This is a genomic window from Hymenobacter sp. 5317J-9 (assembly GCF_022921075.1).
Classification (GTDB): domain Bacteria; phylum Bacteroidota; class Bacteroidia; order Cytophagales; family Hymenobacteraceae; genus Hymenobacter.
In genome coordinates, this window is record NZ_CP095050.1 from 4,314,864 (window position 1) to 4,337,207 (window position 22,344).

17 protein-coding genes are annotated in these 22,344 nt (G+C 65.7%); 12 read left to right on the forward strand and 5 right to left on the reverse strand.

Annotated elements, in window-relative coordinates:
- Positions 1–100 precede the first annotated feature (100 nt).
- Positions 101–859: a DUF72 domain-containing protein gene (locus MUN81_RS18100; RefSeq protein ID WP_245112997.1), complete on the reverse strand. Its 759-nt coding sequence runs from the start codon at positions 857–859 to the stop codon at positions 101–103.
- 128 nt (positions 860–987) lie between these two features.
- Positions 988–1,266 (reverse strand): DUF1294 domain-containing protein, encoded by a 279-nt coding sequence (locus MUN81_RS18105; protein WP_245112999.1) that lies wholly within the window; start codon positions 1,264–1,266, stop codon positions 988–990.
- A 457-nt stretch (positions 1,267–1,723) separates the two neighbouring features.
- Here MUN81_RS18105 and MUN81_RS18110 point away from each other — a divergent pair, with 457 nt between their 5' ends.
- The 4 genes from MUN81_RS18110 to MUN81_RS18125 all read left to right on the forward strand — a co-directional run bounded on the left by MUN81_RS18110 (position 1,724) and on the right by MUN81_RS18125 (position 6,975).
- Entirely contained in the window at positions 1,724–2,041 is a 318-nt protein-coding gene (locus MUN81_RS18110) for a hypothetical protein (protein WP_245113001.1), read from the forward strand.
- A gap of 235 nt (positions 2,042–2,276) precedes the next feature.
- Positions 2,277–3,059 carry a hypothetical protein gene (locus MUN81_RS18115; protein WP_245117451.1) on the forward strand — a complete coding sequence of 261 codons (783 nt, stop codon included), beginning with the start codon at positions 2,277–2,279 and terminating at the stop codon, positions 3,057–3,059.
- Positions 3,060–3,061: 2 nt separating this feature from the next.
- Positions 3,062–3,526 carry a hypothetical protein gene (locus MUN81_RS18120; protein ID WP_245113002.1) on the forward strand — a complete coding sequence of 155 codons (465 nt, stop codon included), beginning with the start codon at positions 3,062–3,064 and terminating at the stop codon, positions 3,524–3,526.
- 167 nt (positions 3,527–3,693) lie between these two features.
- A complete protein-coding gene (locus MUN81_RS18125) occupies positions 3,694–6,975 on the forward strand; it encodes a T9SS type A sorting domain-containing protein (protein WP_245113013.1) in 3,282 nt (1,093 codons plus the stop codon).
- A gap of 112 nt (positions 6,976–7,087) precedes the next feature.
- On the opposite strand, the gene MUN81_RS18130 is transcribed toward MUN81_RS18125, so the two are convergent.
- On the reverse strand, positions 7,088–7,354 hold the full coding sequence (locus MUN81_RS18130) for a hypothetical protein (protein WP_245113015.1): 267 nt from the start codon (positions 7,352–7,354) through the stop codon (positions 7,088–7,090).
- Positions 7,355–7,467: 113 nt separating this feature from the next.
- Here MUN81_RS18130 and MUN81_RS18135 point away from each other — a divergent pair, with 113 nt between their 5' ends.
- The 5 genes from MUN81_RS18135 to MUN81_RS18155 all read left to right on the forward strand — a co-directional run bounded on the left by MUN81_RS18135 (position 7,468) and on the right by MUN81_RS18155 (position 17,040).
- Complete coding sequence (locus MUN81_RS18135) at positions 7,468–8,703, forward strand: MFS transporter (protein WP_245113017.1); 1,236 nt, start codon at positions 7,468–7,470, stop codon at positions 8,701–8,703.
- A 122-nt stretch (positions 8,704–8,825) separates the two neighbouring features.
- Complete coding sequence (locus tag MUN81_RS18140; protein ID WP_245113026.1) at positions 8,826–10,865, forward strand: DUF3857 domain-containing protein; 2,040 nt, start codon at positions 8,826–8,828, stop codon at positions 10,863–10,865.
- 87 nt (positions 10,866–10,952) lie between these two features.
- Positions 10,953–13,004, forward strand: coding sequence for a DUF3857 domain-containing protein (locus MUN81_RS18145; protein ID WP_245113028.1), 2,052 nt, complete (start codon positions 10,953–10,955; stop codon positions 13,002–13,004).
- Positions 13,005–13,094: 90 nt separating this feature from the next.
- Entirely contained in the window at positions 13,095–15,050 is a 1,956-nt protein-coding gene (locus tag MUN81_RS18150) for a DUF3857 domain-containing protein (protein ID WP_245113030.1), read from the forward strand.
- A 43-nt stretch (positions 15,051–15,093) separates the two neighbouring features.
- On the forward strand, positions 15,094–17,040 hold the full coding sequence (locus MUN81_RS18155) for a DUF3857 domain-containing protein (RefSeq protein WP_245113038.1): 1,947 nt from the start codon (positions 15,094–15,096) through the stop codon (positions 17,038–17,040).
- 53 nt (positions 17,041–17,093) lie between these two features.
- On the opposite strand, the gene MUN81_RS18160 is transcribed toward MUN81_RS18155, so the two are convergent.
- Both MUN81_RS18160 and MUN81_RS18165 read right to left on the reverse strand, forming a co-directional pair.
- Positions 17,094–19,226 (reverse strand): helix-hairpin-helix domain-containing protein, encoded by a 2,133-nt coding sequence (locus MUN81_RS18160; RefSeq protein WP_245113040.1) that lies wholly within the window; start codon positions 19,224–19,226, stop codon positions 17,094–17,096.
- A gap of 35 nt (positions 19,227–19,261) precedes the next feature.
- Complete coding sequence (locus MUN81_RS18165; protein WP_245113042.1) at positions 19,262–20,188, reverse strand: hypothetical protein; 927 nt, start codon at positions 20,186–20,188, stop codon at positions 19,262–19,264.
- 107 nt (positions 20,189–20,295) lie between these two features.
- Between MUN81_RS18165 and MUN81_RS18170 the strand changes: the two genes are divergently transcribed.
- Genes MUN81_RS18170 through MUN81_RS18180 form a run of 3 tightly spaced genes read left to right on the forward strand, consistent with a single transcriptional unit; the run spans position 20,296 to position 22,252 of the window.
- A complete protein-coding gene (locus MUN81_RS18170; RefSeq protein WP_245113044.1) occupies positions 20,296–21,030 on the forward strand; it encodes a SprT family zinc-dependent metalloprotease in 735 nt (244 codons plus the stop codon).
- Between the two features lie 51 nt (positions 21,031–21,081).
- On the forward strand, positions 21,082–21,306 hold the full coding sequence (gene yidD, locus MUN81_RS18175; RefSeq protein WP_245113045.1) for a membrane protein insertion efficiency factor YidD: 225 nt from the start codon (positions 21,082–21,084) through the stop codon (positions 21,304–21,306).
- A 46-nt stretch (positions 21,307–21,352) separates the two neighbouring features.
- Complete coding sequence (locus tag MUN81_RS18180) at positions 21,353–22,252, forward strand: hypothetical protein (RefSeq protein ID WP_245113047.1); 900 nt, start codon at positions 21,353–21,355, stop codon at positions 22,250–22,252.
- Positions 22,253–22,344: the final 92 nt, after the last annotated feature.

Consider the following 22,344-nt stretch of genomic DNA (forward strand, 5'->3'; position numbering starts at 1 on the left):
CAACGTTTCCCCAGCAGCCCCGGCCCCGCCAGCGGCGGGGGCTGCTGGCGGTTCCGGCCCAGCGGAAGCCTCGGCCGGGCCGTGCTACGAGTTGGACGGCTCAGGCCCGTTCCGCTACCAGCCGATACAGGTCTTGGGCATTTTCAAACGCGGCGCCCATGGTGTTGTTGAAATAGGCATACACGTCTTTCCCCTCTTGCAGGTAGTCGTGTATCTGCTCGGCCGTGTCATGCAGAAAGTCGCGCTCGTAGGACTCGCGGTAGTTGCCCTTGGGGCCGTGGAAGCGCATATACACAAAGCCGGCCCCCTCGTTGAGTTGGGCGTTGCGGGCGGGGCCTTTGTCGTGCAGCACGAGGCTGGCGCCGTGGTGGTCCAGCATGTCAAAGGCATCATCGGCGTACCAGCTGGGGTGGCGAAACTCCACCGCTTTGCGCCACTCGTGGGCGGGGTCGGCCGCGGCAAGGGCAGCCAATACGACATTGACGGCCTGTAGCTGACGAATGGTGTTGCTGGGCGGAAACTGAATGAGCAGGCAGCCCCTTTTGGGCCCCAGCTCCCGGGCGGCCTCCAGGAAGCGGGCAATGCCGGAGAGGTCCTCGACCAGCGCCTTGGCGTGCGTAATATCGCGCCACAGCTTGATGGTAAAATCAAAATCAGGGCCGGTTTCCGCGGCCCAGGCCGCGAACGTTTTGGGCAGGGGGATGCGGTAGAAGGTGCTGTTAATCTCCACAGAATTAAACAGAGTGGCGTAGTAGGTGAGGCGGCTCGTGGCCTGGTAGGCCGCCGGAAAGGTGGCCTTGGGGCCGGGCACCACGATGCCGCTGGTGCCGGTGCGCAGGGTGCCAAGGTGGGCAGGCATGGGAAAGGACTGTGCGGGAAATTCGGGGTATAACGGGCCACGCGGCCTCGGCGTTTTACCCCAGGGGCATCTGCACGAGGCGCCAACGCATCACCGGCTGCCTAGGCCGCGGCAGGCGTTTGGCCCGGTTAAAGCGGGGCCGGCAACCAGGGCCACGCGAGATAGAGCACCGCCCCTTGCAGCAGCGTCAGCACCAGGGTAACGCTCCAGAAAGCGGCTTTGCGGTTCTTATGGTGCAACAGTAGAATTGCGGCCCACGCGCCAGGGGCTGCGCCCGGCAGCGTAGCGAGGTGCAGCGTTTTTTCGGCAATGCGCCGCTGGCCGCGTTGGGCTTTGCGCTTGTCGCGGGCGAAGAGAACGAAGCACAGGAGGTTGAAAAACAGCAGGCAGCTCAGGAGGAGGGTCATAGGGCGGGCGGCGGGCCTGGCGGAGTAGGCCGTTCGGGGTTCGGCCGGGGTGGTTGCGGCACGGGCCTGAACCAGTTGGACGAGTTAGCAAATGCGCCAGCAAGACGCAGACCAGTGGTGTGGCAGATGCAGCTGGCACCAGCAGAGCCGCGCAAGTTATGGCGCTGCATCCAAGGCAAAGGAACGATGCCCTTCAAAAACCCAGCCTTCCCAAAGACCGGTCTTCTGAAGAATCACGGCCCATCGGAACCCCGGACGGTCTACCGGGCGCGCTGCCGCTCATTACCACCGCCGAACTGCCAAAAAAGCACGCTACAAAAGCCCGTTTTTTATGGAACGAAAAATACATTTTTTATAAGCCCGGCCGTGCGGGGCAGGTTGGTACGATTGTGTAGCAGAAAGCAGCATCCTGCCACGCAGGGCGCTTTGTCTCACGCTTCTTCCCAGCTTTTATGCCATGTGCCCTCCCCTCTCGTGCTGCCACCAGCGGCTAACCCAGCCGCTGCCCACGCAAGTGTATTACCTGGTGCGCCTGCTGCTCACCCACAACTCCGACGAGCTGCTGGCCGACCAGCACGAACCCGTGAAACAGCGCCTGGAGCAGCTCTGGCACCGGGTGCCGCACGCGGTGCAGTGCCGCTGCCGCGTCTCGATGGCCCGGGCCATCGAGCTCACCGAATGCCTGGTGGCGTGCCTGCTGCGCGCCGACTGCTGCCGCCGCTCGCTGCGCCGGGCCGTGACGCTGCGCGAGGCCCTGGGCCCGGTGCTGGACTAGGGCCGGCGCCGCTGCCGGCTTGATGGGGCGGCAAAACAGCCGCCCCGGCTGTACCAGGACGGATGGGCAGCCGCACGCAGTCCCGACAGGCAAAAAGCCTTCAAATGGCCGTCAGGGGCTTTTTTGGATATAAACAGGGATATATATTTGCCCAATCATTGCTTTTGGGCTGGGCCATATTTATTAGCCAACTCGCTTGTTTCTGTTTATGAAAGCAGGTTTTACGCTTCTTCCTTTGCTTACCCTTGGCCTGCCGCTGGCCGTTTACGCTCAGAATGTGGGCATTGGCGTGGCTATTCCGCAGGCCACGCTGCACGTGGGCGGCGCCGCCAGCACCCTGCGCGTCGACGGGCTGGGCGGTAACGGCACCCGCGTGCTCACCACCGATGGAACCGGCGTACTGGGCTCGCAGGCGCAGCCCACGCTGGGCATTAGCAGCCAAACCCTGACGCTGACCAGCGGCACCAGTACCAGCAGCGTGACGCTGCCGCCCGGGCCCGCGGGGCCACAAGGACCACAAGGACCACAAGGCCCTACTGGTGCCACGGGGGCCACCGGCGCCACCGGCGCGACTGGTCCCCAGGGACCCAGCGGTGCCCTGGGCCGCTACGGCGATGGCAGCGCGGGCGCCCTCACCATCTCGTCTGGCCAAACCCTCGACCTTTCTGCATCCCTTGGCAGCCTTCCCAGCGGCGCCAACTTGCAGTTCACAACCATCACCGTTTTGGGCAGTTTGATAGTGCCCAGCGGAACGGTGCTGCGCTGCACCGGCAACGCGACTATTTCGGGTGCCATCACCGTGGTGGCCGGAGCAGTGGGCGGGCAGGCAGTGGCCGCGGGCGTGGCGCTGGGGCCACCCAGTGGGCTGGCGGGCGGCACTGGCCTTAGCGCGCTCACGGCGGCGGGCTTGCCCATAGCCGGCAGCCTGGGCGGCGGCGCGGGGCTGCGCAGCGTGGCCAGTGGCAACTCGGGGGCAACGGCGGCGGCCGGTTTGCACTGCTATGCGGCGGCAACCTGAACGTGCCCAGCACAGGCTTTATTCAGGCCAATGGCACTTCCGCTGTCAACCTCAGCACCGCGGGCCAAAGCATCCCCGGCGCGGGCGGCGGCGCGGGCGGTGTGGTGGTGCTGGCAGCCAAAGGCACCCTGACGCTGCAAGGAAACATCCAGGCCAATGGCGGCAATGGCGCCAGTGCCTTCGACGGCAACGGCGGCAACGGAGAAGGCGGCGGGGGCGGCGGCGGGGGCGGCATCGTTCGGCTGCTGGCCAGCTCCTCGCCCAGCGTGACGGGCTCCGTCCAGGTGTTGGGCGGGTCGGCGGGGGCCGCCGCAGGCTCCACCACCTCAGTCGTCGCCGGGGGCGGCGGCGGGGCCTGCGGCGGCAACGGCGGCGCGCCGGGCACCACCGGTGCATCGGCGAGCGCCGGCTCGGCGGGATATTTCATCCAAACGGTGGCGCCGGCTCCCGAAAACCTGCTCGAATAGGCACCACCCGAATGCAAACAGGCACAAGCCCTGGCCGATGGCCGGGGCTTTTTTGTGCGGTAGCTGAGGGGCCGGCAGGTGAGCGCCGCGGCCCATGACGGTGCAGGAAGGTGCTGGAAAACAGGCCGCGTAGGTTAGCCGCATCAACTTTTCCCATCCCACGCACTATGGTTCATCGTTACCTCCTAGCCTTGCTGCTGGCCCTGAGCTTTGGCCCGGCATTTTCCGCGAAATACTACGTGGCCCCCACGGGCAGCGACACCAACAGCGGCACCATTGCGGCGCCCTTCCTCAGCATTCAGCGGGCCCAAACGGCCGTGTCGGCCGGCGACACGGTGTGGGTGCGCGGCGGCACCTACCTGATGCAAAGCGCGCAGATTGCGAACTACGTGAGCCCCTACGCCTACGTGACGCAGCTGAGCAAAAGCGGCTCGGCCGCAGCCGGGCGCATCAAGTACTGGGCCTACCCGGGCGAGCGGCCGGTGTTCAACTACGCCAACATCGACCCCAACGTAGCCGTGAGCAACGGCACCGTTGCGTTTGCGGCGCCGTACCGCATCAGCGCGTTTGAGATTACGGGCTCCTACATCCACATCCGCGGGCTGGAAGTGGTGGGGGTGCGCGTGCCGGTGGTGAACACCACCACCAACACGCTGTCCATCTGCTTTTCGCAGAGCGGGGCGGGCGGCAACAACATCTACGAGCAGCTGAGCATGCACGACGGGCAGGCCATTGGCTTCTACCTCACGCGCGGCGGCAATACGCTGGTGCTCAACTGCGACGCCTACCGCAACAACGACAACCTGAACGACGGCAACACCACGGGCACCAAGAACGGCGGCAACGTGGATGGCTTCGGTTCGCACCCCAACAACGCCAACTACACCAACATCGTGTTTCGCGGCTGCCGGGCCTGGCAAAACAGCGACGACGGCTACGACTGCATCTCGGCCTTCACGGCCACCACGTTTGAAAACTGCTGGGCCTTCTACAACGGCTACACGCCGAAGTTCGTGACCCGCGGCGACGGCAACGGCTTCAAGGCGGGCGGCTACGGCACGGCCTTTTCTTTCCCGGCCGTGGTGCCCAACAACACCGTGCAGCAGTGCCTGTCGGTGCGCAACCGCTCGAACGGCTTCTACTCCAACCACCACCAGGCGGGCAGCTACTGGTATAACAACACGGCTTACCAGAACGCCACCAATTACAACATGGTGAACCGCAAGGACAAAACTGCCAGCGGCTACCTGGTGGACGTGCCCGGCTACGGCCACATCCTGCGCAACAACATCAGCTACCGGGGCCGCTCCACCTCCAGCCCCGACACGCTCAGCATCAGCCGCTCGGCCAGCACCTTCGACCACAACGCCATTGGGGCGGGCGTGACGGCGGCCGACTTCCTCAGCCTCGACACCACCCAGCTGCGCGCCCCGCGCCAGGCCGACGGCAGCCTGCCCGTCATCGGCCTGCTGCGCCTGGCGCCGGGCAGCGGCCTCATCGACGCCGGCGTGAACGTGGGCCTGCCCTACCGCGGGGCGGCTCCCGACCTCGGCGCTTTCGAGGCCGGCAGCCTCAGCACCTGGACGGGCGCCGTGAGCACCGACTGGTTTGACACCGCCAACTGGACTGCCGGCGTGCCCACGGCCACCGTCGATGCCCTTATTCCTGTTGCGCCGCGCTACCCGGCCATTGCGGCGGGCACGGCCACGGCCCAGCACCTGACCATTGCCGCGGGGGCCGCGCTCAGCCACAGCGGCGGCACGCTCAGCCTCAGCGGCGACCTCACCAACAACGGCACCTTCGCGGCTACCGGAGGCACGCTGGCCACCAGCGGCGTCGCCAACCAGTTGCTCGGCGGCACCAGCCCCGACGCCTTCCGAAACCTCACCATTGGGGCGGGCGGGGCCACGCTGGGCGCGGAGGCCAGCCTGCAGGGCGTGCTCACGCTATTGGGCAACCTCACCACCAACGGCAAGCCGCTCACGCTGCTCTCGGCCCTGAGCGGCGGCGTGGCCGCCGACGCGCTGGTGGTGAACAACGGCGGCGCGGTGCTGGGCGCGGCCACGGTGCAGCGCGCCATCGACCCCGGCCAGAACGCCGGCGCCGGCTACCGGCAGTATTCGGCGCCCGTGAGCAATTCGACGGTGGCCGACCTGGCCACCGCCGCCTTCACGCCGGTGGCAAATCCGGACTATAACTCGGCCGCGGCGCCGGCCGGCGTAACGCCGTTCCCAACGGTGTTTGGCTACGACGACAGCCGCCTGGCGCTCACCAACTCAATGAGCGACTTCGACAAAGGTTTTTTCTCGCCCGCCGCGCTGAGCGACCCGCTGGCCGTGGGCCGCGGCTACACCGTGAACATCGGCGCTTCGCAGCTCGTCGACTTCGTGGGCACGCTCACTAATGGCGACCAGACCCTGGCCCTGACCAGCAGCCGCGCCAGCTACGCCGAGGGCGGCTGGCAACTGCTGGGCAACCCCTACCCCGCCCCGCTCGACTACTCGCTGGTGGCCCCGGCCGACCGCGCCGGCCTGGAAAGCGCCATTTACGTGTACGGCAGCACGGCCCAGTACGCGGGCCAGTACCGCAGCTACGTGAACGGCGTGGGCAACCCGGTGCTGCCCGTGGGCCAGGCCTTCTTCACCCGCGTGGCCGCCGGCCAGAGCGCGGCCAGCCTCACTTTCCGCAACAGCCAGCGCCTCACCGCACCCAACGGCACCACCTTCCAGCGCGGCACTGCCGAAACCCGCCCGCTGGTGCAGCTCAGCCTGCAGGGCGTGGCCAGCCCGCTTACCGACGAGGCCACCGTATATTTCGAAACTGGCGCCACCAGCAGTTTCGACGCCGCCTTCGACGCTGCCAAGCTGCCCAACCCCAGCGGCCTGAACCTGGCCATGGCTCGCAGCGCTACCCAACCGCTCAGCATCGACGGCCAACCGGCGCTGGGCCCCGGCACGCATGCACTACCACTGGCCGTGAGCGTGCCCGCGGCGGGCGCCTACACCCTCACCGCCAGCCAGCTGCTGAACCTGCCCAACGTGCCCGTGTACCTGCGCGACCTGCAGCTGGGCACCCTCACCAACCTGCACCAGTCGCCCACCTACCGCTTCACGGCGGCCACTGCCGGGGCCCTTAGCCCCACGCGCTTCGAGTTGGTATTTGGGGCACAGCAGGCGCTGGGTACGGCCCCCGCTGCCCTGGCCGCGCAGGTGGCCCTCTACCCCAACCCCGCCCGCACCCAAGCCGTGGTGGAGCTGCCCCAGAGCCTGAGCCGCCAGCCGGTGTCGGCGGCGTTGGTCGATGCCTTGGGCCGGGTGGTGCGCCAGCGGGAGCTGCCGGCCGGCCCGGCCACGCACGCCCTGCCCCTCACCGACATTACTCCGGGCATTTACTCCCTGCGCCTGCGCACGGCGGCCGGCACGGTGGTGAAAATGCTGGTGGTGGAATAAGCAAGCTGAATTAAAACAGAAAACCCCGCAGCCAGGCCGGCGGCGGGGTTTTCTGTTTATTCCAAAAGCTGCGGGACGCAGCCGGGGCACATCATGCAGAAGGTGACAAAAGCTAGTTCAGCCACACGCGCTCGATGATTTCGAAGCGGTGCGGGGCAAAGGCGTTGTAGTACGGGGCCTCGCCCTGGAAGCTGAGCACGTGCACGAGGTCGGTGCCTTCGGCCTTGCCCTCGGTGACGCGCACGGGGTACACCTGGCCCTTCACGGGCCAGTCGCCCACGTGCCGGGCGGGGCGGTTTTCGTCGTCGACGCAGATGGCGTAGTCGATGAACGGCGCGGTGGTGGTGGCTTCGGCGAAGGTGTGGTTGGCGACTTCCATGGGCATATACGGTAAAGACTCGCCAATATACACCGCCCCCGGGCACATGGTTCCGACTCAAAGCTTCCTGCCGCCGCACGGGTGCGCGCGCCTGCCGACCTTTGCAGCCTCCTATGGTCCCTTCCGCTTCCCGCACCTACTCCGTCGGCTTCTGGCTGATGTGTTTGTCGTCGTTTCTGTTTTTTGCCAGCTTCAACCTGCTGCTGCCCGAGCTGCCCGAGCACCTCTCGCGGCTGGGCGGCGCCGAGTACAAAGGCTTCATCATTTCGCTGTTTACGCTCACGGCGGCCATTTCGCGCCCCTTTTCGGGCAAGCTGGCCGATACCGTGGGGCGCATTCCGGTGATGGTATTTGGCTCGCTGGTGTGCTTTGTGTGCGGGTTTTTCTACCCCTGGGCCCTCACCGTGTCGGGCTTTCTCACGCTACGGCTGCTGCACGGCTTCAGCACGGGTTTCAAGCCCACCGGCACGGCTGCATACGTGGCCGACATCGTGCCCGTGGAGCGGCGCGGCGAGGCCATGGGCCTGCTGGGCGTGACGGGGGCCTTGGGCATGGCTTTCGGGCCGGCCTTCGGCTCGTGGGTGGCCGAGACGTTCTCGCTCAACGCCATGTTTTACTGCTCCAGCGGCGCGGCGCTGCTCTCGGTGCTGGTGCAGGGCACGCTCACCGAAACCCTGCCCCGGGCCCAGCGGCGGCGCTTCGGCCTAGGCTTGCTCCGATTGAAATCGGACGAAATATTCGAGCCGCGCGTGCTGGCACCCTCGCTGGTCACGGCCCTGTGCCTGTTTCCCTACGGCGCCGTGCTCACCGTGATACCCGACCAAAGCCGGCTGCTGGGCCTGGCCGGCTCCACCAAGGGGCTGTTCTACATCTGCTACACGGCGGCCTCGCTGGCGGTGCGGCTGGTGGCGGGCAAGTCGTCGGACACCTACGGGCGGGTGCCGGTGCTGCGGTGGTCGGCCGGCATTCTGGCCGCGGGGCTGGCGCTGCTGGTGTGGTGCCCGTCGGTGCCGGTGTTTCTGGCCGGGGCGGTGGTGTTTGGGCTGGGCACGGGCCTGAACTCGCCCACGCTCTACGCCTGGACCATCGACCTGAGCCACCCCGAGCACCGCGGCCGCGGCGTGGCCACCATGTACATCGCCCTCGAAATCGGCATCGGCCTGGGCGCGCTGCTGGCGGGCTGGATTTTTGCCAACCAAGCCGCGCATTTGCCCTACGTCCACGGCCTCAGTCTGCTGTGCGTGCTGGCGGCCATTGGCTACCTGCTAAGCGTGAAGAGCACCGGTCCGGTGAGCCACGAAAGCGCCTCGGAAGCGCGGCCGGAGCCCTCGCCCGAAGAGGTGGTATAACCCCCTAAAAGGCAAGGATGAATAGTTTGTGAAATTCAGATAGATTCTTCTATTTTTAGGGTTTCAAAGACTGTCTACCCCTTTCTTATTTGTTGATGTCGGCTTCTTCACTGCTTTGCTGCGTGCGGCAACTGCTGCTCGCTCTGCTCGTTGGTATACTGGCTCAGCACACGGCCCACGCCCAACCCGAGCCCATCAAGTTTGGGCAGGTCGATAAGCAGGACCTGACCGCCGCGCCCTTTGCCAAAGACAGCGCCGCGGCCGTGGTGCTCTGCGACTATGGCCGCTCGCGCATGGAAGGCAAAGGCGCCGGGCTGCAGGTAGTGTTTGAGCGCATCACGCGCATCAAAATCCTTAAAAAAGCCGGGTTCAATTACGCCACCGTCGAGATACCGCTGTACCACCGCGACGGAAACCAGGAGAAACTTTCGGCCTTGCGCGGCTTCACCTACAACCTGGTGAACGGCACCGCCGAAAAAACCAAGCTGGAGACGACGGGCACGTTTGTGGAAAAGCGCACTTCCACCAACAACATCCAGAAATTTACGCTGCCCAACGTGCGCGAAGGCTCCGTGATTGAGTACGCCTACACGTTGCGCTCGGACTTTCTGTTCAACTTCCAGGACTGGACGTTTCAGCAGGACATTCCGGTGCGCTGGAGCGAGTATCGGGTCAGCATTCCTACGTTTTACAAGTACAAGATTATTTACCAGGGCAACCCGGCGTTCGACGTGAACCTGGCCCGCATCGGCACGGTGGGCCTGAGCCTCGACGACAAAGTGCCTTCCGGAGGGGGCCTGAGCGCGGGCGCGTCATCGGGCACGCTGACCGTGACGGCCACCACCGAAGAGCACCAATGGGTGCGCAAAAACGTGCCCCCCTTCCGCCCCGAGCCTTATATGACGACGGCCCGCGACTACGTGGACCGGCTCGATTTTGAGCTCACCGGCGAGCAGTGGTCTGAAAATGACTACCACGACCTCACCGGCACCTGGCCCAAAATCAACGCGCTGCTGCTGGCCGATGAAGACTTTGGCGGCCGCCTTAACCGCTCGGGCCCGCTCAAGGACCAGGTAGTGGGCCTCGCCGCCCGCTACCCGGCCGTGACTGACCGCGCCGCGGCCGTGCGCCAGCTGGTGATGGCCGCCGTGCGCTATGACGGCACCGACCGCTACGCCGCCACGGAACCGTTGCGCAAAGCCTACGACGCGCACCGCGGCAGCGCGGCCGACGTGAACCTGCTGCTCATCGCCGCCCTGCACGATGCCGGCGTGGAAGCCGAGCCGGTGCTGCTCAGCACCCGCGACCACGGTCGCATCAGCAAGGAGTTTCCGATGCTGGACCGCTTCAACTACGTGGTGGCGCTGGTGCCGCTGGCCGACGGCAAAGACCTGCTGGTGGACGCCACCGAGCCCCTGCTGCCCTGCGGCGTGCTGCCCGAACGCTGCCTCAACCAGAGCGGCCGGCTGGTGCCCGCTAAAGGGACCGAAGGCCGCTGGGTCGACCTGGTGCCGACCCAGCGCCAAGTGCGTTTTCAGCAGGTGGCCCTCACGCTCGATGCCCAGGGCGGCCTCAGCGGCAAGGTGCACGAAGAGCACGGAGGCTACGCCGGCGCTCATGCCCGCGCCGAGCTGGCCAGCCTCGGCGAGAAGAAGCTGCTGGCGGGGCTGCAGCAGCGCCACGACGCCTGGACCGTGCCCAAGCTGACGCCAAGCCAGGCCGAAACCGTGGACAAGCCGTTTCTGCTCGATTACGAGTTCAGCCAGCCGGCGGCCAGCACCGCCGCAGCCGGCACGTTCTACCTGAGCCCGCTCAGCGACTTTGGCCCTGGCCAAAACCCCTTCCGGCATCCGGACCGAACGTATGCCGTCGACTTCGGCATGACGCAGGAAGAAACCCTGCTCGTCACCCTCACGCTGCCTGCTGGCTACGAGCTGGCGAGCGTGCCCAAGCCCGCCGTGGTGGAGCTGCCCGGGCAGGGCGGCCGCTTCGTCTACAACGTGAGCGCGGCGGCCCCGGGCGTGGTGCAGCTCACCAGCCGCCTCAACCTCCGCAAGCCCGTGTACGCGGCCCAGGAATACGCCAGCCTGCGCGAGCTCTACAGCCAGCTGATGGCCCATCAGGCCGAGAAGCTCGTCATTCAGAAGAAGCCCGGCGGCTGATTGGCTACGGCCATCACGGGCTTTACCAACTGACTTACACTCTTTTTTACCACCACTTAATCCTCCATTTTATCTGCTTCATTTTTTATGAAACAAACTTTACTGTCTGCCGCGGCCCTGGGGGCCGCGCTGCTGGGCGCTTTCGGGGCACGGGCCCAAAACGCCCCCATTAAATACGGCAAGCCCGACCCGGCCGACTTCACGGCGGCGGCGTTTGTGAAGGACAGCGCCGCGGCCGCCGTGGTACTGTGCGACTTCGGCACCACCCGCTTCGAGTTCATCAACAACGATTTCCAGCTGCAGTCGGAGCGCGTGACGCGCATCAAGATTCTGAAGAAAGCCGGTTTCGACGCCGCCACGGTGGAAATACCGCTGTACCACCACGACACGCGCCAGGAAAAAATCACGGGCCTGCGCGGCACCACCTACAACATGGTGGGCGGCAAGATGGTGGCCACCAAGCTCGACGTGGGCACCTCTTTTACGGAAGAGCGGACGCCCAACGTGCGCATCCGCAAATTCACCCTGCCCGACGTGCGCGAAGGCTCCGTGGTTGAGTACAACTACACGGTGACGTCGGACTTCTTCTTCAATTTTCAGGACTGGACGTTTCAGCGCGAGATTCCGGTGCGCGTGAGTGAGTTCCGGGCCTCGATTCCGGAATATTTCCACTACAAGATGCTGGTGCAAGGCTACCACGCCCTCGACGAGCAAACCCAGTCTGAATCGACGGGCCAGTACTCCATTCGCTCGGGCGGCGTCTCGACGGGCAGTGGGTTCAGCACCGGCCGCGAAGGTCCCAGCACCGACGTGGTGACGAGCCGCGTGACCAACTACCGCTGGGCCATGAAAAACGTGCCGGCCTTCCGCGACGAGCCCTTCATGACCACCTCGGACGATTACGTGGACCGCATCACCTTCCAGCTGGCCGGCATGCAGTTTCCCAACCAAGCCTACCAGAACGTGGCCGGCTCCTGGCCCAAGATTGACATGGAACTGCTGAACGACGAGAACTTCGGCCTGCAGATGAACCGCGGCAATTTCCTGCGCGAGCAGGTGAAGCCGCTAGCCGCCAAGTACCCCGAGCTGCCGGCCCGCGCCGCCGCCGTGCGCCAGCTGGTGATGGCCGCCGTGCGCTACGACGGCACCAACCGCTACTCCACCACGGGCTCGCTGCGCAAGGCGTTTGACGCGCACCGCGGCAGCTCGGCCGACGTGAACCTGCTGCTCATCGCCGCCCTGCGCGACGCCGGCGTGGAGGCCCATCCGCTGCTGCTCAGCACCCGCGACCACGGCCGCGTGAACGAGTCGCAGCCCATGCTGGACCGCTTCAACTACGTGGTGGCCCTGGTGCCGCTGGCCGACGGCAAAGACCTGCTGGTGGACGCCACCGAGCCCCTGCTGCCCTGCGGCGTGCTGCCCGAGCGCTGCCTCAACCAGAGCGGCCGCCTCATCATGCCCAAGTCGGAAAACGGGCGCTGGGTGAGCCTCGTGCCCAGCCATCGCTACGTGCACTACCAGCAGGTGGCCCTCACGCTCGACGACAAGGGCGGCCTCAGCGGCAAGGTGCACGAAGAACACGCGGGCTACGCCGGCGCCCAGGCCCGCGCCGAGCTGGCCAGCCTCGGCGAGAAGAAGTACCTGAGCGAAATGGCGCGCCCGCACGCCGGCTGGACGGTGCCCAAGTTTGCCGTGGCTGAGCGCGACAACGTGGAAAAGCCCCTGGCTTTGGACTACGAGTTCAGCCAGCCGGCCGACGACAACAACCCCGCCGGCACGCTCTACCTGAGCCCGCTGCGCGATTTCATCAGCGACCAGAACCCCTTCCGCCACGACGACCGGCTGTTCCCCGTCGACTTCGGCGCGCCCAAAGACGACACCCAGACCATTACCTTGACGCTGCCCGCCGGCTACGAGCTGGCCGAAATGCCTAAACCCGCCGTGGTGGAGCTGCCCGAGCAAGGCGGCCGCTTCCTCTACAGCGTGGCCGCCGTGAGCCCGGGCGTGGTGCAGCTCACCAGCCGCCTCACCCTGCGCAAGCCCGTGTACGCCGCCGCAGAGTACGTGCAGCTGCGCGAGTTCTACCGCATCATGCTGGAAAAGCAGGCCGAGAAGCTGGTTATCAAGAAGAAGGCGTAACTCATGCCCGGGGCGCTGGTGAATTGCGCTGGCGCCCCGGATAGAGGAGGCATTATTCGTTTTTCGGCTTATACCCTTACAACACCTACTATGAAGACAACTCTACCGTTTTGGGCAGCCTTGGGAGTTGCCCTGCTGGGTGCCGTCTCGGCGCAGGCGCAGCCCGAGCCGTTCAAATTTGGCAAGCCCGAACCGGCCGATTTTACCGCCGCGCCTTTCGTGAAGGACAGCGCCGCGGCCGTAGTGCTCTGCGACTACGGCACGGCCCGGGTGAACTGGAACGCGAGCGGCTCCATTCAGAGCGAGCTGGAGCGCGCGACGCGCGTAAAGATTTTGCGCAAGGCCGGCTACAACTATGCCTCAATGGCAATTCCGCTGGTTGGCAGCCAAAAGCTGACCGGCCTGCGCGGCTTCACCTACAACTTGGTGAACGGCGTGGTGGAAAAAACCAAGCTGGAAAGCGCGGGCGAGTTTAAGGAGGACATTACCAAGCACATCCGGCTGTTCAAGTTCACCATGCCCAAGGTGAGCGAAGGTTCGGTGATAGAATTTGCTTATTCGGTTACGTCCGACGGCTCTGTCAACTTGCCCGACTGGCAGTTTCAGCGCAACATTCCGGTGCGCTGGAGCGAGTTCCGCATTGCCTACCCCGACATCTTTAACTTCAAAACCGTGCTGCAGGGCTATCTACCCCTGGCCGTGCGCGAGCAGAATGCGGGCACTGGCCGCGACATGCTAAGCCGCTGGGCCATGAAGGACGTGCCGGCCCTGCTCGAAGAGCCCTACGTGACGACCATGAACGACTACGTGGCCCGGCTCGACTTGGAGTTGGCCAGCGTGAACGTGCCTGGGCGAGGGTCGAAAGACTTTGCCAGCAGTTGGCAAAAAATTGACGTTTCGCTGCTGGAAAACCCGCATTTCGGGCAGTTGCTAAATAATAATGGCTTTTTAACTGCCGACCTGGCCAAGCTGGCCCTCCCCGCCGGCGCCACCGTTGAAGAACGGGCAACGGCCGTGCACGCCCTAGTGCGCGACGCCCTCAAATACGATGGCTACGCGACCATTCTCTCCTACACGCCGCTGCGTAAAATCTACCTCGACCAGCACCGCGGCAACGCCGCCGACATCAACCTGCTGCTGATTGCGGCCCTGCGGGCGGCCAAGCTGGACGCCAACCCCGTGCTGCTGAGCACTCGCGACCACGGCCGCGTCACTGAGAGCTTTCCCATGGCCTCGCGCTTCAACTATGTGGTGGCCCACTTGGCCCTGCCCGATGGCCGCGACCTGTTGCTGGACGCCACCGAGCCGCTGCTGCCCGCCGGCATGCTGCCCGAACGCTGCCTCAACGGCGCCGGCCGCCTGGTGATGACCGACACCAACCTCTCGCGCTGGGTGGAGCTCAAACCCGGCCAACGCCGCGTGCATTTCCAGCAAGTGCAACTCGACCTCACGGCGCAGGGCAGCCTCACCGGCAAGGTGCACGAGGAATACAGCGGTTACGCCGGGGCCACGGCCCGCGCTGAGCTGGATAAAGACGGCGAGCCCAAGTTTCGCACGCACTTTGCCAGCAAGCACACCGCTTGGAGCGTGCCCAAGCTCACCATTTCGGAGCGCACCAACCTGCTGAAGCCCCTCATTCTGGACTACGAGTTCAGCCAGTCCGCCGACGAGCCGGCTACGGGCGGTAACCTCTACCTAAACCCTTTAGGCGAGTTTTTGGCAGTTAACAACCCTTTCCGCCACGAAACCCGCACCTTCCCCGTCGACTTTGGCGCTTCGCAGGACGAAACCGTGCTGGTCACCCTGCATTTGCCAGCCGACTACGAGCTAGCCGACCGACCCAAGCCTGCCGTGGTGGAGATGCCCAACAACGGGGGCCGCTTTTTCTACACCGTGGCCGTGGATGGCAGCACCGTGAACCTGACCAGCCGCCTCACCTTGCGCAAGCCAGTGTACGCGGCCGAAGAATATGAGCACCTACGCGAGTTCTACCGCCTCATGTTGGAGAAGCAGGCCGAAAAGCTCACCATCAAAAAGAAAGCCTAGCCAACGGCCACTCATCCATTCTTAAGTCTAATTTCTGCTCCTTGTGAAAGCTTTCTTCTCCTTGTTGGCTGTTTGGCCACTCACCAGCTTTTTGCTGCTCCCGGCCGGCCCGGCTCCTAAATATGCCGTGGCCGACATTCCGGCCACCTTGCGCGAAGGCGCCCACGCCGTGCTGCGCGCCGACGACGAAGTGGTGACCGTGAAAAGCGCCGGCCGCCTGGTGCACACCGTGCACCGCGTGGTGACGGTGCTGGACGCCGCCGGCGACGACCAGGGCCGCCAAATGGTGAGCTACGACGCGCTGCGCACCCTGAGCTACCTGCGCGGGGCCGTTTACGACGCCGACGGCCGCCTGCTGCACCAGCTGCGCCCCACCGAAATCCACGACCAGGGCATGGGCGACGCCGGCGGCAGCTTCATGACCGACGTGCGCGTGCGCTACGCCGACCTGCGCCAGCCCCAAACGCCCTACACGGTGGAGTTCGACTACGAAATTGTGTCCGACAACACCCTGTTCTATCCCGACTGGCAGCCGCAGGACGCGGAAGGCGGCGCCGTGCAGTCGGCCACGCTGCGGGTAGTGACGCCCGCGGCGCTGCCGCTGCGCTACCAGGAGCGGCAGTTTCCGGCCGGCAGCAAGGTGGCTCACACCAGCGCCGGCGGCCAGGAAACCTACCAGTGGCAGCTGGCCAACCTGCCCGCCGTGGAAGAGGAGGAAGACGCCCCGCCCCTTTCCTACACCACGCCCGCCGTGGTGCTGGCCCCCGGCGCCTTCGAGGTGCAGGGCCACAAAGGCACCGCCGCCACCTGGCAGGGCCTGGGCCAGTGGAGCTACGCCCTGAACGCCGGCCGCGACCAGCTGCCGCCCGCCACCGTGGCCAAAGTGCAAGCCCTGGTAAAAGATGCCCCCGACGCCCGCACCAAGGCCCAGCGCATCTACGAAATGCTGCAAGGCAGCACCCGCTACATCTCGGTGCAGCTGGGCCTGGGCGGCTGGCAAACCTTCCCGGCCAGCTCGGTGGCCACCAACGGCTACGGCGACTGCAAGGCCCTGAGCAACTATACCACGGCCCTGCTGGCTGCGGCCGGTGTGCCGGCCTACGTGGCCCTGGTGGGCGCCGGCTCCGACCAGCCCGACCTGCGCGCCGACTTCCCCAGCTCGCAGTTCAACCACGCCATTGTGTGCGTGCCCCTGGCCCAGGCCGGCCGGCCCGACACGCTGTGGCTGGAATGCACCAGCCAGACCGAGGCGTTTGGCTACATGGGCAGCTTCACGGGCAACCGCCACGCGCTGCTCGTGACGCCCGAAGGCGGCAAGCTGGTGGCTACCCCGCGCTACGGCACCGCCGAAAACCGCCTGACGCGCCGCGTCGACCTGACGCTGGATGCCACCGGCGGGGCCACGGCCACCGCCCGCACCCTGCGCACCGGCCAGGAGCAGGACCTGTATTCCCAGCTGATGCACCAGCTCGGTCCCGTGGAGCAGAAGAAATACGTGACCGACCGCCTCAAACTGCCCACGTTTACGCTTACCAAATTCAACTTGGCGGCGGCTCCCACCAAGGCCGCACCCGGCATTGTCGAGACGCTGGGCTTGTCGCTGCCGGGCTTTGCCGCGCCCAGCGGCAAGCGCGTGTTCATCAATCCCAACCTGCTGAGCCGCCTGCCCGCCCTGCCGGCCCAGGTGGGCGAGCGCCAAACGCCCGTGTGGCTCACCGACGCCTGCCTGCACGCCGACACGGTGCGCCTGCACCTGCCCGCCGGTTTCCACCCCGAAACCCTGCCCGCCCCGGTGCAGCTCAACACGCCCTACGGCATCTACTCCAGTCAGTACCAAAACCTGCCCGACGGCAGCGTGCAGTACATCCGCCGCCTGGAGCTGAAGCGCGGCCAGCTGCCGGCCTCGGCCTACAGCGGCTACATCGATTTCCGCCGCAAAATCAGCGCCGCCGACAAAGCACAGGTAGTGCTGCTGAAAACGGAGAGCTAGGCGAAATCACCTGTCATTGCGAGCGCTGCGCTCGCAATGACAGGCTACTACACTCAAAATTTCACCCGCAGCTGCGCCTTCACCTCATTTCGCAGCTGGCCCTGAATGGTTTCCAGGCCGCTGCCGATGGTATCCTGGTGGCGGTAGCGGGTTTCGGCGTAGCGCAGCCAAAGGGTCATGCTGCGGTTGAGACGGATTTCGGCAATGCCGTAGATGCGCGTGCCCTGGCCGTAGAGGGGCGGAATGGACACGGCCAGCAGCACGTCTTGCTCATACACGTACTGACGGGTGTCGTAGTCGTCGGCGTCGAAGAGCGAGTAGCGGGCCGTGAGCTTGAGGCTGCGGTTGAGCTGGTAGCTCACGTCCTGGGCCAGGGCGTAGCCGCTACGCCAGGCCAGGTTGGTGTCGTCGCGCAGGCGGGAGGTTTGCAGGCGCGTGCGCAGGCTGAGGGCTGGGCTGATGTCGGTGTTGTAGTACACCAGCAGGCTTTGGCGGAGCTGTTCACCCGGCAGCGGCAGCACGCGGTTGGCAGCCAAGTTGGTGAGGTCGTCGGTGGCCAGGTCGCGGGGCTTGAGGCGCTGGCGGGCCTGCACGTAGAGCAGGCTGGTTTTGGTGGGCGAATAGGCCACGCGAATGAGGGCGTCGTGGCCGTCGGTGGGGGCGCTGGCCCGGTAGCGCAGCCACGGGAAGCGGTACTGGTCGTAATAGGCCGATATTTCCCACTGCGCAATGGGCCGCACTTTCAGGCCGATGTAGACGCCGGTTTCGTTGATGTTGCGGGTATTTTCGCTGAAAGCGTTGCCGTAGAGGGTGTGGAAAGTGGGGTCATAGTGCCGCACCAGCAGGGCCGCGTCTACCTGCGGGCCAAGGCTGGCCAGCAGGCCGTTCACGGTGCCCAGGCCGCCGCCGGTGCTGCGCGCCGTTTCGCCAAACAGCAGGAAGTTGCGGTACACATAGCTGTAGTTGATGCTCAGGGCCAGGTTTTCCTTGCCGCTGAACTCGAAGCGGTTGTACACTTCCGGCCGCTTGAGGATGGCCGTGCCGTAGTGCGTGAACACGCCCGTGGCCCCGATGGCCAGGTTGCCGTCGCGGCTGGTGTAGCCCACGTTGCCGCCCCCAATGGTTTCCTGCAGCTGGTGCCGGTTGGCCAGCTCCGAGGCCGTGCGGTGAAAGCCCGTGTAGAGCAGCCCCGACGTAAATTCATCAAACTGCGCCAGCGAATCAATGCTTTGCTGCAGGTTGGCGTCCACATTCTTACGCGACACAAAGGCCGTGGCCTGCACCGTGGGAGCCACCTGCACCGTGGCCGCCCCGCCCCGGAAAAACGTGTTTTCGAGCAGCGACGAGTACGCCCGCACGCCCAGCGACGAGCGCCGCAGCGTGGTGATGGTTTCGGCGCCCTTGCCCACGCCCAGGCCCGACGACAGCAGCAGCCCCTGCCCAAACTGCAGCTGGTAGTCGCCCAGGGCCAGCGTTTTCAGCCGTCCCCGCTCCTGAATCAGGAAGTGCGCCGACACGTAGTCGGCGCCAAACTGCCCCTTCTGGGGGTTCCAGATGAACTGCTCGCCGGCGTCCTTTTCCATCGAAAAGCCCAGGCTGAAGTCCTTGGTGTGGCTCACGCGGTAACGAATGAGCATCTTGTCGGGCGAGCCGAGGTAGCGCGTGGTGGGCTGCCCCTGGTAGATGGTGGGCGGCGTATAGCCCTGGCGCTCGGGCAGCACCCGCTCGTAGCGCAGGTACAGGGCGTTGTTGTCCTCCTTGGCAATGCGCTGCCACAGCGTGCCGCGGCTGGCGTTGGCGTTGCTGCTTTGCACCGTCACAAAGGGCAGAATGCGGCTGATGGTGCGCAGGTCGTAGCCTTCTATGCTTTGCAGCTCATACACACTCAGCAGGTCGCCGTTCACTTCGCGGTGGCGCAGCAGCGTGGTTATCTGGTTTTCGTTGAGCAGCAGCAGGCCGCGCAGCTCTTCGCGAGTGGCCGTGTTCAGGTTGATTGGCGTCTGGTAATACTGCAGCAGGGTTTCGTACAGGTCCTCGTACGGTACCTCGTCCGACTGAATTTCGGCGAACAGCTCCTGCGTGAGGCGGTCCAAATCGGGCGGGCGGCGCACATAGTCCTGCGCTTGCAGCGCATGACTTAGCAGCAAGGCGCTGCCAACTACCAAGCCGGCCAGCCCGTTTCGCATTTTTCCCGAAGCAGTGAAACGTAGAGTTGTTCTCATTATTTGCCGCCTAACGACTTACTCACGCTTAGGTGCTGGCTGAAGCCCAGCGCTTGCTGGAAGGCCGCCGCGTAGTCAATCTGAAACGCCCCGGCCGCCACGCCAATGCCGGCGCTGGCCTGCTCGGTGAGCGTGGCCAAGCCCAGCCGGGCCGCCAGCACCGGCACGGGCCGGTACTCCAGGCCCGCCTTGAAATTGGCGTCGCGCTCCACGTCTTTTTCGGTTTCCACCAATAGCGTCACCTGGGAGTTGGGGCGGTAGGCCAGGCCGGCTTTGAGCACGGTGGGCACCCGCTCGTTCTGGTAGCTGGCCAGCTTGGTTTGGCTGAGGTTGTAGAGCGAGGCGCCGAAGGTGAGGCGGTTGGGCAGTATCTCAATCTGCCCGCCCAGCGTGCCCAGCACCACGCGCCGGCTGCCCAGGCCTTCGATGCTCACCTGCAGCATGTCGACCCGCGCGCCCAAGCTGATTTGGCCGAAGCGGTAGCCGTAGCCGGCGCCCAGGCGGGTTTCGTTGTACAGCGTGCCACCAAAGCGCTGGGCCTCGAAGCCCACCACGCCGTGCCGGGCCCAGGTGCGCGCCGCGGGCACCACGGCCTGGGGCGCGGCCGCGCCGTCGGTAGGCGCCGTGGCCCCGGACTGCCGGCCCAGGGGCAGTGCCACGGCCAGCGCGCCCACGTTCAGGGCGGGGCTGAAATAGCGGTTTTCGGCGTAGAAACCCACCGTGGGCCGCTGCATCTCGCCCAGGCCGGCCACGTTGTTGCCCATGCTCCACACCTCGCCGCTCAGGGCCACCGAGGCGTTGCTGAGGCCGGCGGCGCGGGCGCCGCGCACGCCCGGCCCGTTGCCCTGCGCCGCGGCCAAGTGCCCGGCGAAGAAGAGCGAGAAGCATGTAAAAATTGAAAGATACCGGGGTAAACAGTGTTGCATGACGGGAAGGTAGCACGCCGCCGCCGATTGCACGGGGTCAGTTCCGAAATTATTTTCGGAGGTAATTCGGTTATGCAACCCGGCGCCCGTGCCGAACTTGCTCCCGTATGCCCCGCTCCTTCTCCGCCGCGCCCCGCCGCGAAACCCTGCTTTACCGCAACCAAGCCCTGCACTACACCCTGGTTTTTCGCTCCCGGCGCACGATAGGATTCGCCGTGCGGCCCGATGGCAGCGTGCACATCAGCGCGCCCGCCGGCACCTCGCCCGAGTGGGTGGCCCAGCAGGTGCTCCGCAAAGCCGACTGGATTCTCAAGCACCAGGAAGCCTTTGCCAGCCGCCCGGCGCCCGCGCCCGGCCGTCGCTACGAAGCCGGCAGCCTGCACTACTACCAGGGCCAGCCCTACACCCTGCGCTTTGCCGAAGCCCCCCGGCCCAGTGTGGTTTTAACCTCTGACGAACTGGTTATCAGCAGTCCCGCGCCGCTCACCCCGGCCCAGGCCGAAGCGCTGCTGCACGCCTGGTACGCTCGCCAAGCCGGGCCGCTCTTCGCCGAGTCGCTGCTGCGCGTGTGGCCCCGCTTCGCCGGGTTCAACCTCACCCGCCCCACGCTGTCGGTGCGGCAGATGCGCACGCGCTGGGGCAGCTGCACGCCGCGCACGGCCCGCATCCGCCTCAGCCCCGAGCTGGTGCGCGCCCGCCCCGAGTGCCTCGACTACGTGCTGCTACACGAGTGCTGCCACCTGCTGGTGGGCGACCATTCCCAGGCCTTCTACGACCTGCAAACCCGCCTGCTGCCGGATTGGAAGCGGTGGAAAGCAGAGCTGAACGCGCTGCCGAAGTGAGAAAGTAAGACGCTGTCCATTTCTCACTACTCACCCCTCACTACATAACCCATGCTCTCCCGCCTTTTCCGCGCGCTTTTCCTGGGCCTGGTGTGGTTTTACCGCCACTTCATTTCACCGCTCACGCCGGCTAGTTGCCGCTACACGCCCACCTGCTCGGCTTATGCGGCCGAGGCCATTGGCAAGTACGGGCCGTGGCGGGGCGGGCGCCTGGCCCTGCGGCGCATTGCCAGCTGCCATCCCTGGGGCGGCCACGGCTACGACCCCGTACCCTAGCCGGGGGCCTGCGTATAGGAGGAGTTCACCGTCTGAATCTCGTTCGATGCGCTTGATTTCTTTTCTGCCGGCCGCGCTGGCTGTTTTGCTTACCGCTTCCTGCTCACAGGCCCAATCCGAAAAATCCGGCAAAAACAAAACCGAGAACCACTCGCCCAAAGGCGGCGACCGCCGCAAAGACAAAAACGCCGCCGCCGAAGTCCCGGGCTTGCGCAAAGTGGGCTCGCTGAAGGGCGTGGTGCCCGAAAGCTCGGGCCTGGCCCCGGCCCCCACCGCCGGCAACTACTACAGCTTCGGCGACGACGGCAACCGCCCCATTCTCTACGAAGTGTCGGGCACGGGCCAGCTGGTGCGCACCCTCGACGTGCCTGCCGACAATATCGACTGGGAAAGCCTGAGCCGCGACGGCCAGGGCAACTACTACATCGGCGACTGCGGCAACAACGCCAGCTCGCGCCGCGACCTGCGCATCCTTAAGTTCCGGCCCGATGCCCCCGCCAAGGTGGGCACCATCGCCTTCAGCTACCCCGACCAGACCGAGTTTCCGCCCAAAAAGAAGCAGCGCAACTTCGACTGCGAAGCCAGCCTCTGGCACGACGGCCAGGTGTGGCTCTTCACCAAAGACCGGGCCCAGTCGAGCACCAGCAAAGTGTACGCCGTGCCCGACCAGCCCGGCGAGTACACGGCCAAAAAAGTGACGTCGCTGGCCATTCCCGGCGAAGTAACCGACGCCGCCCTGCGCCCCGACGGCCGCCGCCTGGTGCTGCTGGGCCGTGGCGAGCTGTTCATCCTCGACGGCAGCTCCTGGGCCGACATCCTCAAGGCCACGCCCCGCCAGGTGCCCCTCACCGGCGCCGGCCAAACCGAAGGCGCGGTATTCAAAGACAGCAACACCTTGCTTATTACCACCGAGCAGGGCGGGCTGTTTGAGTACACCCTGCCCTAGGCCGAAGTGGGCGGCAGGGCCAAAGGAGTTGGGGAAAGCCGACGGTCACGGAACCCGCGCCGTTTGGGGGGGCAGGCTCCGTCCAGCAAAGC

Coding starts and splice junctions, on each gene's coding strand:
- MUN81_RS18100 (WP_245112997.1), bottom strand. CDS start 859: ATGCCTGCCCACCTTGGCACCCTGCGCACCGGCACCAGCGGCATCGTG.
- MUN81_RS18105 (WP_245112999.1), bottom strand. CDS start 1,266: ATGACCCTCCTCCTGAGCTGCCTGCTGTTTTTCAACCTCCTGTGCTTC.
- MUN81_RS18110 (WP_245113001.1), top strand. CDS start 1,724: ATGTGCCCTCCCCTCTCGTGCTGCCACCAGCGGCTAACCCAGCCGCTG.
- MUN81_RS18125 (WP_245113013.1), top strand. CDS start 3,694: ATGGTTCATCGTTACCTCCTAGCCTTGCTGCTGGCCCTGAGCTTTGGC.
- MUN81_RS18130 (WP_245113015.1), bottom strand. CDS start 7,354: ATGGAAGTCGCCAACCACACCTTCGCCGAAGCCACCACCACCGCGCCG.
- MUN81_RS18135 (WP_245113017.1), top strand. CDS start 7,468: ATGGTCCCTTCCGCTTCCCGCACCTACTCCGTCGGCTTCTGGCTGATG.
- MUN81_RS18145 (WP_245113028.1), top strand. CDS start 10,953: ATGAAACAAACTTTACTGTCTGCCGCGGCCCTGGGGGCCGCGCTGCTG.
- MUN81_RS18150 (WP_245113030.1), top strand. CDS start 13,095: ATGAAGACAACTCTACCGTTTTGGGCAGCCTTGGGAGTTGCCCTGCTG.
- MUN81_RS18160 (WP_245113040.1), bottom strand. CDS start 19,226: ATGCGAAACGGGCTGGCCGGCTTGGTAGTTGGCAGCGCCTTGCTGCTA.
- MUN81_RS18165 (WP_245113042.1), bottom strand. CDS start 20,188: ATGCAACACTGTTTACCCCGGTATCTTTCAATTTTTACATGCTTCTCG.
- MUN81_RS18170 (WP_245113044.1), top strand. CDS start 20,296: ATGCCCCGCTCCTTCTCCGCCGCGCCCCGCCGCGAAACCCTGCTTTAC.
- yidD (WP_245113045.1), top strand. CDS start 21,082: ATGCTCTCCCGCCTTTTCCGCGCGCTTTTCCTGGGCCTGGTGTGGTTT.
- MUN81_RS18180 (WP_245113047.1), top strand. CDS start 21,353: ATGCGCTTGATTTCTTTTCTGCCGGCCGCGCTGGCTGTTTTGCTTACC.